At 73.3% G+C, this 11,156-nt stretch carries 7 protein-coding genes; 3 read left to right on the top strand and 4 right to left on the bottom strand.

Features of this window, described 5'->3' with window-relative positions:
- Positions 1–66: 66 nt before the first annotated feature.
- The 4 genes from ACFWP3_RS07325 to ACFWP3_RS07340 all read right to left on the bottom strand — a co-directional run bounded on the left by ACFWP3_RS07325 (position 67) and on the right by ACFWP3_RS07340 (position 7,266).
- Positions 67–1,848 carry an ABC transporter ATP-binding protein gene (locus ACFWP3_RS07325; protein ID WP_384217113.1) on the bottom strand — a complete coding sequence of 594 codons (1,782 nt, stop codon included), beginning with the start codon at positions 1,846–1,848 and terminating at the stop codon, positions 67–69.
- Positions 1,845–3,677, bottom strand: coding sequence for an ABC transporter transmembrane domain-containing protein (locus ACFWP3_RS07330; protein ID WP_384217115.1), 1,833 nt, complete (start codon positions 3,675–3,677; stop codon positions 1,845–1,847). Before ACFWP3_RS07330 ends, ACFWP3_RS07325 begins: the two co-directional genes overlap by 4 nt.
- Positions 3,678–3,836: 159 nt before the next feature.
- Positions 3,837–6,773: an FAD-binding and (Fe-S)-binding domain-containing protein gene (locus ACFWP3_RS07335; RefSeq protein WP_384217117.1), complete on the bottom strand. Its 2,937-nt coding sequence runs from the start codon at positions 6,771–6,773 to the stop codon at positions 3,837–3,839.
- A 40-nt stretch (positions 6,774–6,813) separates the two neighbouring features.
- Entirely contained in the window at positions 6,814–7,266 is a 453-nt protein-coding gene (locus ACFWP3_RS07340; RefSeq protein WP_384217120.1) for a MarR family winged helix-turn-helix transcriptional regulator, read from the bottom strand.
- 94 nt (positions 7,267–7,360) lie between these two features.
- On the opposite strand from ACFWP3_RS07340, the gene ACFWP3_RS07345 reads away from it, so the two are divergent.
- From ACFWP3_RS07345 to ACFWP3_RS07355, 3 genes are all read left to right on the top strand, one after another.
- Positions 7,361–9,232, top strand: a complete 1,872-nt coding sequence (locus ACFWP3_RS07345) for an ABC transporter ATP-binding protein (RefSeq protein ID WP_384217122.1) — start codon at positions 7,361–7,363, stop codon at positions 9,230–9,232.
- Between the two features lie 63 nt (positions 9,233–9,295).
- On the top strand, positions 9,296–10,159 hold the full coding sequence (gene mltG, locus ACFWP3_RS07350; RefSeq protein WP_384217125.1) for an endolytic transglycosylase MltG: 864 nt from the start codon (positions 9,296–9,298) through the stop codon (positions 10,157–10,159).
- Between the two features lie 73 nt (positions 10,160–10,232).
- Positions 10,233–11,147: a hypothetical protein gene (locus ACFWP3_RS07355; protein WP_384217127.1), complete on the top strand. Its 915-nt coding sequence runs from the start codon at positions 10,233–10,235 to the stop codon at positions 11,145–11,147.
- Positions 11,148–11,156 lie beyond the last annotated feature (9 nt).

An 11,156-nucleotide genomic window follows, 5' to 3' on the forward strand; every position in this document is an offset into this window, starting at 1 on the left:
TCGGGGCCGTCCGAACAGCGCCTCGGCGGCCGGACCCGCCGGTCCGGCCGCCGCAGCGGAGCACGGTCAACCGTGCCAGGAGCGCCACAGCGCCGCGTACGCCCCGTCGGCCGCGACCAGTTCGTCGTGCGAGCCGAGTTCGCTGATCCGGCCGCCCTCGACCACCGCGATGACGTCCGCGTCGTGCGCGGTGTGCAGCCGGTGGGCGATCGCGATGACCGTACGCCCGTCCAGCACCCGGGCCAAGGACCGCTCCAGGTGCCGCGCCGCCCGCGGGTCCAGCAGCGAGGTCGCCTCGTCCAGCACCAGCGTGTGCGGGTCCGCCAGCACCAGCCGGGCCAGCGCGATCTGCTGCGCCTGCGCCGGGGTCAGCGCCGTCCCGCCGGAACCGACCTCGGTGTCCAGACCGGCCTCCAGGGCGCGCGCCCAGCCGTCCGCGTCCACCGCGCCCAGCGCCGCCCACAACTCGGCGTCCCCGGCGCCCGACCTGGCCAGCCGCAGGTTGTCCCGCAGCGAGCCCACGAACACGTGGTGCTCCTGGTTGACCAGCGCCACGTGCTCGCGCACCCGCTCCGCGGGCATCTGCGACAGCCGGGCCCCGCCCAGGGTGATCTCACCAGTGCGCGGCGCGTAGATGCCCGCGAGCAGCCGGCCCAGCGTGGACTTGCCGGCGCCCGACGGCCCGACCAGCGCCATCCGGGTGCCCGGCGGCACGGACATGGACACCCGGTGCAGCACGTCCACGCCCTCCCGGTAGCCGAAGTGCACCTCGTCCGCCCGTACGTCCCGGCCGTCGGGCCCCACCTTCGCGTCGCCGGCCGCCGGCTCGATCTCCCGCACGCCCACCAGCCGGGCCAGCGACACCTGGGCGATCTGCAGCTCGTCGTACCAGCGCAGGATCAGGCCGATCGGATCGACCATCATCTGCGCCAGCAGCGCACCCGTGGTCAGCTGCCCCACCGACATCCAGCCCCGCAGCACGCAGTAGCCGCCGATCATCAGCACGGCACCGAGGATCGTCACGTAGGTGACGTTGACGACCGGGAACAGGACCGTCCGCAGGAACAGCGTGTACCGCTCCCACGCCGTCCACTCCTTGATCCGGCGCTCCGACAGCGCGATCCGGCCCGGCCCGAGGCGGTGCGCCTCGACCGTGCGGCCCGCGTCCACCGTCTCGGTGAGGGCGGCCGCCACCGCCGCGTATCCGGCGGCCTCCGAGCGGTACGCCGACGGGGCCCGCCGGAAGTACCAGCGGCAGCCGATCACCAGCACCGGCAGCGCGACCAGCGCGGCCAGCGCCAGCTGCGGCGCGGTCACGGCCAGCGCCCCGTAGAGCAGCCCCGCCCACACCACGCCAATGGCCAGCTGCGGCACGGCCTCGCGCATCGCGTTGGCCAGCCGGTCGATGTCGGTGGTGATTCGCGACAGCAGATCGCCCGTACCGGCCCGCTCCAGCACGCCCGGCGGCAGACCCACCGACCGCACCAGGAAGTCCTCGCGCAGATCGGCGAGCATCTCCTCGCCGAGCATGGCCCCGCGCAGCCGGACCAGCCGGACGAAGAAGGTCTGCACGGCGAGCGCCAGCGCGAACAGCAGCGCCACGCGCCCCAGATGGAGCTCGCGGACCCCCGCGGCGAGATCGTCCACGATCGTGCCCAGCAGGTACGGGCCGACCATGGAGGCGATCACCGCGACCGCGTTGACCGTCACGAGCACCACGAAGGCCCGCCGGTGGCGCCGGAACAGGTCGCGCACATAGCCCCGTACGGTCACCGACGTGCCCACGGGCAGGGTCGCGGCCGATTCGGGGGCCGCCGGATCGTAATCCGGCGGGGCCAGGCCGATCATGCGGATTCCTCGATTTCCGTGAGTGCTTCCAGCTGGGGCAGTTGAACGCGGGCGAGCCCCTGCTCGTCCTCCGTCTCGCGGGTGACCACCGCCCGGTAGAGCGGTTCGCGGTGCAGCAGTTCGCGGTGCGTGCCCGCTGCCGCCACCGCACCCTCGTGGACGAGGACGACCCGGTCGGCGCGGTCCAGCAGCAGCGGCGAGGACGCCAGCACCACCGTGGTGCGCCCGGCGCGCAGCGCCGCGATCCCGTCCGCGATCCGTGCCTCGGTGTGGGAGTCGACCGCCGAGGTCGGCTCGTCCAGCACCAGCACCTCCGGGTCCGTGACCAGGGACCGCGCCAGCGCGAGCCGCTGGCGCTGCCCGCCGGACAGCGACCGGCCGCGCTCGGTGATCCGCGCGTCCATCGGGTCGTCCACCCCGTCCGGCGCCGACTGGAGCAGCGCGTCCAGCACGTCCGCGCACTGGGCCGCCGCCAGCGCGGCAGCGGACTCGACCGCCCCGGAGGACGGTACGGCGAACAGGTCGTGCAGGGTTCCGGACAGCAGCACCGGATCCTTGTCCTGTACGAGGACCAGCGTGCGCGCGGTGTCCAGTGCGAGCTCGTCCAGCGCGACCCCGCCGAGGAGCACCGAGGGCCCGTCGGCGGCCGTGTCCGTGGGGTGGCCGCCGAGCCGCTCCGCGAGCCGCCCCGCCAGGTCCGGGTCCCCGCACACGACGGCGGTGAACCGCCCCGCCGCGGCCAGCAGCCCGGTCTCCGGGTCGTACAGGTCCCCGCCCGGGGCCGGGGCCGGGGGCGCGGCCGCCACGGCGGCCGTCGGAGGCTCGCCCTCCTCCGTACGCGTCAGCGACAGCACCCGGGCGGCCCGGGTGGCGGAGGGCCGCGAGAAGGAGTACGCCATGGCGATCTCCTCGAAGTGCCGCAGCGGGTAGAGCATCGTCGCCACCGCGCTGAACGCCGCGACGAGTTCGCCCACCGCGATGCGCCCGTCGGCCACGAGCGCGGCGCCGTACCAGACCACCGTGATCATCAGCGCACCCGGCAGCAGCACCTGGATCGCGGAGATCAGCGCCCACATCCTGGCACTGCGCACGGACGCCTTGCGGACCTCCTGCGAGGCCTCCCGGTAGCGCCCGAGGAAGAGTTCCTCGCCGCCGATGCCCCGCAGCACCCGCAGGCCCGCGACGGTGTCGGAGGCCAGCTCGGTCGCCTTGCCCGCCTTCTCCCGCTGGACGTCGGCGCGCTGGGTGGCGCGCGGCAGCAGCGGCAGTGCCGCCAGCGCGACCAGCGGCACGCCGACCGCCACGACCAGGCCCAGGTCGGGCGCGTAGAACAGCAGGCCGACACAGATCAGGACGACGGAGAAGAGCGCGGCCAGGAAGCGCGAGACGGCCTCGACGAACCAGCCGATCTTCTCCACGTCCGCCGTGGAGACCGCGACCACCTCGCCCGCGGCGACCCGGCGGGTCAGCGCGGAGCCCAGTTCGGCGGTCTTGCGCGCGAGCAGCTGCTGCACGCGCGCCGCGGCGGTGATCCAGTTGGTGACGGCGGTGCGGTGCAGCATGGCGTCGCCGACCGAGATGGCGACGCCGAGCAGCGCGAGCAGCCCGCCGACGAGCAGCAGCCGGGTGGAGTCGCGGTCGACGACCGCGCCGACGCCCATGCCCACCGCGTACGGAAGTCCGGCGACTCCCGAGAAGTGCAGCAGTCCCCAGCACAGGCTCTTGAGCTGTCCGCCCAGCTGCCCCCGGCCCAGCCACACCAGGAAACGGGGACCGGAACGGGCGTCGGGTACTCCGGGATCCCGATACGGAAGATCGCTGATCTGCATGACGCCCCATGACGGTCGAGTGGTCCAAACCGTGCAAGGTTCGCCTTCCGGGCTCGGGCCGGGCAATCGATTTTCCGGCCGCGCAGACCCTCCGCACACACCCTTGCGGCCGCGCCGGATGCCGTAACACCTGCTCAGGAGGGTCGCGCACACCGGCGCTCAGGGGCGCGTGGCGTGCTCCAGTTCGAGCAGCACCGAGGCGTAGGACTGCCCGGTCGCACGGTCCATGCCCACCTCGCACATCCGGTTCGCCGACAGGTGCGCGTCGAAGTGCCGGGCCGTCACCTCGGCCGCCTCGCGCGCCGTCGCCGAGGCCGTCAGCTCCGGGTGCAGCATGCCCCGGTCGCCCGCGAAGGCACAGCACCCCAGGTCGTCGGGGACCACCACCTCGTCGGCGCAGGCCTCCGCGACGGCCCGCAGCTGCGCCTCGTCGCCCAAGTGCCGCATCGAGCAGGTGGGATGCAGGACGGCGGAGCCCACCGTGCGGCGGACCTCCAGGTGCGGCAGCAGTTCCTCGGCCGCCCAGACGACCGAGTCGACGATCCGCAGCTCCGCGTGCAGGGCCCGGTTCTGCTCCGTGAGGTAGGGGACCACCTCCTGGGCGATGCCCAGCGTGCAGGAGGAGGCGTCGACGACCAGCGGCAGCCGCCCGCCCGCCGTCCAGCCCCAGGCCGACTCGACGATGCGGTTGGCCATCACCCGGTTGCCCGCCTCGTAGCCCTTGGAGTGCCAGATCGTCGCGCAGCAGGTCCCGGTCACGTCGCGGGGGATCCACACCGGCTTGCCGGCCCGCTCCGACACGGCCACCACGGCCTCCGGCAGGGACGGGCCGGACCGGGCACCGGGGCTGGCGAAGATGCGGTTGACGCAGGCCGGGTAGTACACGGCCGCGGCGCCCGTGCGCCGGGTGACGGGCGGCCTGCGCGCGGCGGCGCCGGGGATCTGCGGCAGCCAGCGCGGCACCAGGTCCGGGTTCACGGCCTTGCGGGCGGCCCCCGTGACCGCCGCGAGCAGCCCGTCCCCGATCCGGTCGGGCAGCCGGTCGGCGGCGGCCACGGCCAGCCGGGCGGCCGACTCCACCGCCCCGAACCGCTCCGCGGCCAGCGCCGCGGCCCGCTCCTCGCGGACGCTGTGCCGGCGGTGGCGGAAGTCCTTCATCAGCGCGCCGGTGTCGATGCCGACCGGGCAGGCGAGCTTGCAGGTGGAGTCGCCCGCGCAGGTGTCGACGGCGTCGTAGCCGTAGGAGCCGAGCAGCCCGTCCAGCACCCGTGAGCCGGGCTGCTGGCGCATCATCTCGCGGCGCAGCACGATCCGCTGGCGCGGAGTGCTCGTCAGGTCCTCGCTGGGGCAGGTCGGTTCGCAGAACCCGCACTCGATGCACGGATCCGCCACCGCCTCCACCCGCGGAATCGTCTTCAGGCCGCGCAGGTGGGCCCGCGGGTCGCGGTCGAGGAGGATGCGCGGGGCGAGCACCCCGTCCGGGTCGACGACGCGCTTCGTGCGCCACATCAGCTCGGTGGCCTTGGGGCCCCACTCCAGTTCCAGGAAGGGCGCCATGTTGCGCCCGGTGGAGTGCTCGGCCTTCAGGGAGCCGTCGAAGCGCTCGACGGTGAGCCGGCAGAAGCCGTCCATGAAGGCCGCGTACCGCGCGACGTCGGCGGGGTCCGCGGCGTCGAAGGCGAGCAGGAAGTGCAGGTTGCCGTGGGCGGCGTGCCCGGCGACGGCCGCGTCGAAGCCGTGCCGGGCCTGGAGCGCGAGGAGCGCCTCGCAGGCTTCGGCCAGCCGCGAGGGCGGTACGGCGAAGTCCTCGGTGATCAGGGTGGTGCCGGGGACGCGGGCGCCGCCCACGGCGGTGACGAAGGCCTTGCGGGCCTTCCAGTAGCCGTTGATGGTGTGCGCGTCCCGGGTGAAGGTGTTGGTGACCGAGGCCACCGGCGCCACCAGGTCGAGCCCGGCGAGCAGCTGCGCGGCGCGGCTCTCGTACGCGTCGCGGCCGGCCTCGTCCGGAGCGCGGAACTCCACCAGCAGGGCGGTGGTGTCCTTGGGCAGGTCCGCCCAGTCGGCGGGCACGCCCGCGACGCTGACGGAGGCGCGCAGGGTGTTGCCGTCCATCAGCTCCACGGCGAGGGCGCCGGCCTCGTTGAAGAGGGGCACGGCCGCGGCCGCCGCGGGCAGCGAGGGGAAGAACAGCAGGGCGGAGCAGAGTTCGCGGTCCAGCGGCAGGGTGTCGAAGACCACCTCGGAGATGAAGCCCAGAGTGCCCTCCGAGCCGACCATCAGCCCGCGCAGGATCTCCACGGGGGTGGTCCCGTCCAGGTAGGCGTCCAGCCGGTAGCCGGTGGTGTTCTTGATCTCGTACTTGGCGCGGATCCGGGACACCAGCTCCGGGTCGGCCTCGATCTCCCGCTTGATCTCCATCAGCCCGTGGCACAGGGCGGGCTCGGCGCGCGCCAGTTCCTCGTCCGCCAGCGGGTCCGCCGTGTCGACGACGGTGCCGCCCGGCAGGACGAGGGTGAGCGAGGAGAGCGTGCGGTACGAGTTCCTCGTGGTGCCCGCCGTCATGCCCGAGGCGTTGTTGGCGACCACGCCGCCGAGGGTGCAGGCCAGGGCGCTGGCCGGGTCGGGGCCGAGGACGCGGCCGTGCCGGGCGAGGGCGGCGTTGGCCCGCAGGACGGTGGTGCCGGGCCGGATCCGGGCGCGCCGGCCCTCTTCCAGCACCTCGATGCCGGCCCAGTGGCGGCGTACGTCGACCAGGATGTCCTCGCCCTGGGCCTGGCCGTTGAGCGAGGTGCCGGCGGCGCGGAAGACGACCTCGCGCTGCCGGCCGTGGGCGTACGAGAGGACGGCGGAGACGTCGTCGATGTCCTCGGCGACCACCACCACCTGCGGGACGAAGCGGTAGGGGGAGGCGTCGGAGGCGTAGCGGACCAGGTCGGAGACCTTCCACAGCACCTTCTCGGCGCCGAGAAGCTCGGTCAGCTCGGTGCGCAGCGGCTCGGGGGTGCCGGCGGCCCGGTGGTCCGGGAGCCGGTCGTGGGCGGGGCCGCCGACACTGCGGGGGCGCAGGGCCCCGGGCTTCGGTTCCAGCAGCGGCATGTGCGACCCCTCGCCTCGTGGCGGCCCACGCGTGGCCTCGTCAGCAGCGGCGCTCCGCCGGGGCGTCCGACAGGGCGTTCAGCAGGCCGCCGAGCACCTCGCGCTGGTCGGCGGTCAATGGAGCCAGGATCTCCTCTGCCGCGTCGGTTCGCGCGTTGCGCAGGCGGCGCAGCGTGGCGCGGCCGGTGTCGGTGAGCTCGATCCGGATCACCCGGCGGTTGGCGGGGTCGGGCGCGCGGCGCACGCACCCGGCCGCCTCCAGGCCGTCCACCAGGCTGGTCACGGCGCGGGGGACCACCTCCAGGCGGGCGGCGAGATCCGCCATCCGGGGTGCCCGGTCGTCCTCGTAGTGCGAGACCAGGCGCAGCAGCCGACTCTGGGCGGGAGTGATCCCGAGCGGTTCCAAGTGGCGCTTCTGGATCCGGTGGAGCCTGCGCGTCAGGCGGAGCAGCTGTTCGGCGAGGAGGCGATCGGTGTCGGAGGCGGAGCTCATACCGGGAACAATAACAGGATGCCATTCATTGTGAGTATAGGTAACAATGACCTGAGCTCCGATGACCCTGACTTCCGACCCTGAGAGGGTGCCCATGCGTGACGACGAACCGAAGTGGACCCCATCGAAAGAATCCCTCGACCCGAGCCGCCCGGCCCCCGCGGACCAGCCGCGCGAGCTCGGCCGGATCGTGGGCCTGTTCCGGCCCTACCGCGGCCGCCTGGCCGTCGTCGGCCTGCTGGTCGGCGCCTCCTCGCTGGTCGGCGTCGCCTCGCCGTTCCTGCTCAAGGAGATCCTCGACGTCGCGATCCCGCAGGGCCGCACCGGGCTGCTGAGCCTGCTCGCGCTCGGCATGATCCTCACGGCCGTGGTCACCAGCGTCTTCGGCGTGCTCCAGACCCTGATCTCCACCACGGTCGGCCAGCGCGTCATGCACGACCTGCGCACCGCCGTCTACGCACAGCTCCAGCGGATGCCGCTGGCCTTCTTCACCCGGACCCGCACCGGCGAGGTGCAGTCCCGCATAGCCAACGACATCGGCGGCATGCAGGCCACCGTCACCTCCACCGCGACCTCCCTGGTCTCCAACCTGACGGCGGTCATCGCCTCGGTCGTCGCCATGCTGGCGCTCGACTGGCGCCTCACCCTGGTCTCGCTGCTCCTGCTCCCGCTCTTTGTGTGGATCAGCCGGCGGGTCGGCCGCGAGCGCAAGAGGATCACCACCCAGCGGCAGAAGCAGATGGCCGCCATGGCCGCGACCGTCACCGAGTCGCTGTCGGTGAGCGGGATCCTGCTGGGCCGCACCATGGGCCGCTCCGAATCCCTCACCGCCGCGTTCTCCGCGGAGTCGGAGAAGCTCGTCGGCCTCGAAGTGCGCTCCAGCATGGCCGGGCGCTGGCGGATGTCCACGATCGGCATCGTCATGGCCGCCATGCCCGCGCTCATCTACTGGGCCGCCGGCTTCGCCCTCCAGACCGGGGCCCCCTCGCTCTCCGTCGGCACCCTCGTCGCCTTCGTGACCCTCCAGCAGGGCCTGTTCCGGCCCGCCGTCAGCCTGCTGTCGACCGGCGTGCAGATCCAGACCTCGCTGGCCCTGTTCGCCCGCATCTTCGAGTACCTCGACCTGCCGGTGGACATCACGGAGCGGACCGAGCCGGTCCGGCTGGAGCGGGCCAGGGGCGAGGTCCGGCTGGAGGACGTGCACTTCGCGTACGACGCCAAGAGCGGCCCGACCCTCACCGGCATCGACATCACCGTCCCGGCCGGCGGCTCGCTCGCCGTGGTCGGCCCGACCGGCTCCGGCAAGAGCACGCTCAGCTACCTCGTGCCCCGGCTCTACGACGTCACCGGCGGACGGGTCGCGCTCGACGGGGTGGACGTGCGCGACCTCGACTTCGACTCGCTGGCCCGCTCGATCGGCGTGGTCTCCCAGGAGACCTACCTCTTCCACGCCTCGGTCGCCGACAACCTGCGCTTCGCCAAGCCGGACGCGACGGACGAGGAGATCACCGAAGCGGCCCGGGCCGCCCAGATCCACGAGCACATCGCGTCCCTGCCCGACGGGTACGAGACCCTGGTCGGCGAGCGCGGCTACCGGTTCTCCGGCGGCGAGAAGCAGCGCCTGGCCATCGCCCGCACCATCCTGCGGGATCCGCCCGTGCTGATCCTGGACGAGGCCACCAGCGCCCTCGACACCCGGACGGAGCACGCCGTCCAGCGGGCCATCGACAACCTCTCGCAGGGCCGCACCACCATCACCATCGCCCACCGCCTGTCCACCGTCCGAGACGCCGACCAGATCGTGGTCCTGGACGCGGGCCGGATAGCCGAGCGCGGCACCCACGAGGAACTGCTGAAGGCGGACGGCCGGTATGCGGCCCTGGTCCGCCGGGACCGGGACGCCGCCCTGCCGGCGGGGTCGGCGGGGCCGACGCCGGAAGCCGAGCTGGCTCCGGTGAATGTATGACCGTATGACCGGCGCACGGACGGGATGTCGGAATTAGGGCGATGTGCGGGTTAGCGTTCCCGCATGCGCCATGAGTACCGGCCGCCGCAGCGCCGTTCCCGGCTCACCCGCCGGGGCCGGCTGGCGCTCTTCCTCGGCACGCTGCTCGCGATCGGGGCGGTCATCCTGATCACGCTGCCGAGGGGTGGTGAAGAGCCCGAGAAGCCGCGCCAGTTGATGATCCCCGAAGGCTGGCGGGCCTCCCAGGTGTACGCCGCGATCGACCGCGAGCTGAAGCTCCCGGCCGGTTCCGCCAAGGCCGCCGTGCCCACCGCCGACCTGGCACTGCCCGCCGAGGCGAAGGGCAACCCGGAGGGCTACCTCTTCCCGGCCACCTACCCCGTGACCCCGCAGACCACCCCGGGCGCGCTGCTCGCCTACATGGTGCGGACGGCGAACGAGAAGCTCGCCACCCGGGCCGTCGCCGAGGGCGGCAAGGCCCACGGGATGACCCCGTACCAGACCGCCACCCTGGCCAGCATCGTCCAGGCGGAGGCCGACAGCCGCGCCGACATGGGCAAGGTCGCGCGGGTGGTGCACAACCGGCTGGCCAAGTCGATGCCGCTCCAGATGGACTCCACCCTCAACTACGCGCTGAACCGCAGCACCGTGGACACCAAGCTGAGCGACACGCGGATCGACAGCCCTTTCAACAGCTACGAACGCCAGGGACTGCCGCCCACGCCGATCGACAGCCCGGGCCTGGAGGCCATGACGGCCGCGGTCGCGCCGACGCCCGGTGACTGGCTGTTCTTCGTCACCGTGAAGCCGGGCGACACCCGCTTCTCGACGACGTACGAGGAGCACAAGAAGCACGTGGCGGAGTTCAACCGGCTTCGTGAACAGGCCGGTTCCCCCGCGGGCCGGGGGGCCGCCGCCGGGAAATGAGGGGCGCCGTCCCCGGGGACGGTTCTACGATCGGCGGCCTGCCGGACGTGAGGACCGAGGGGGCGGGCGCACCGTGAAGTGGCCATGGAGAGCGAAGACGAAGACCGAGGCGCGGACCGGGGCCGGGCTCGACCCGGAGACGATGGCGGAGGGCATCCGGCAGCGCCGGGAAGCGGCCGAGGCGGCCGCTGCGGCCGCCGCGGCGGCGGCGCCCGGGCTGGTGGCCCGGCGATGGGGCAGCAGCACGGCCGAGTGGAGCGACTGGCTGGCCCGTTCCCCCGCCGGTGTGGACCTGATCCACTGGTGGTTCGACGAGGCCGAGCTGCTGGCCCTGGTCGGCGAGGACCGGTACGTGGAGCGGCTGGGGGAGCTGCTCTCGCGGGCCGCGCCGCGCGACATCGCGGCGATGGGGCTCGGCTGCACCCGACGGGTCGACCGGGCCTGCCGCTTCGCCGAGACCTGCAGCCAGGATCCCGTCATACCGCCGGGCGGCAGGATCGAGAGCCATCGGCACGGGGAGGTGCCCGGGGCGTGCAGCAGTTTCATCGACTGCTGGTCCCGGCACGAGATCGACGTGACGTTCACGGCCGGCGACAGCCACCGGTCGGTGCTCCTGTTCCGCGACCACCCGGCCGAGGCCCGGCTCTGGGTGGACGGCGTGCGCGTGGGGGAGGGCGAATGGCTGGACAAGGGCGGCTTCTGGGAGGACGAGCGCTTCTTCACCATCCGGGTCGAGGGGCCGAAGGACCACCCGCAGCAGGGGCCCGGCCACATCGGCGCCCAGCTCTACAACATCGTCTCGCTGCTGATCCACGACGCGGACCGCGGCACCACACGCATCCTCGTCCCCGAGGACACCGAGAGCTGGACCGATCCGGTGCTGGACGTGCGGGACGGGACGGGCTACGTGTACCCGACCCGGGAGGACCGCGCGGCCGGCGGCACCCCGGACCGGACCTTCCCACTCGACGAACCGGAGGCCGGCTGAGGGCCCAGC

The organism is Streptomyces sp. NPDC058525, assembly GCF_042719495.1.
In the GTDB taxonomy this organism is placed as follows: Bacteria; Actinomycetota; Actinomycetes; order Streptomycetales; family Streptomycetaceae; genus Streptomyces.